The 620-nt window shown below is 61.9% G+C and carries 1 protein-coding gene; it reads left to right on the forward strand.

Annotation, left to right across the window (positions count from 1 at the left end; genetic code table 11):
• Nucleotides 1–264: 264 nt before the first annotated feature.
• Nucleotides 265–420 (forward strand): hypothetical protein, encoded by a 156-nt coding sequence (locus ABCW45_RS17795; RefSeq protein ID WP_343221301.1) that lies wholly within the window; start codon nucleotides 265–267, stop codon nucleotides 418–420.
• Nucleotides 421–620 lie beyond the last annotated feature (200 nt).

The following is a 620-nucleotide window of genomic DNA, read 5'->3' on the forward strand; positions in this document are numbered from 1 at the left end:
TTGAGGAACTGCAGTCCAGACCGGACGGAGCGGACCCGGAACGATGATCCGGAGGAACGAAGCGGTAAGCTGAGGCCTTCGGGGAGCGAGGGGAGATCGGGCGGAAGGAATGGATGACCATCAGGTTGGTGAGCCCTTTTGAGCACATTGATCCTGAGGGAGGGACCCGAAAGGGACTCTTCCCAAGGGGGAGTGGCGAGAGGATTTAGCAGCCGGGGTTTTCGTGCAGTCGACCAGCAACGGGTTCCATTCGATGAGCCTGCAGTGCCTGATCGCGAAGGTGCGGCAGAGGAGAGTGGAGCGGACCGGGCAGGCGGACGGCGAGAGCCGGATGAGTTCGGTAGATCGGGAGCACCGATCCTGCTGCGGGGTGCTGGCAACAGTGGCTTCGCTGCAGGGGAGCGAAAGGTCGCCGACTAGTCCTGGACACGCGCAATTGGCTTTGACTTGCGTGTGTGGCTGGAGCGTTGATCGGTTGGCGTGGGAAATCCTGCCGGCCGGGAGCAAAAGCCATGAATCGTACGAGCAAGAGCGCGCCAAGCTGAGGGCCTACCCCGTTTTCAAGATGGGGCAATGCTAGCGGGCCGGACGGCAGGCAGATTCCGAGGGTCACTTGGAAC

Origin of the sequence: Pilosibacter fragilis, from assembly GCF_032490495.1 — a bacterium.
Lineage (GTDB): Bacteria > Bacillota > Clostridia > Lachnospirales > Lachnospiraceae > Pilosibacter > Pilosibacter fragilis.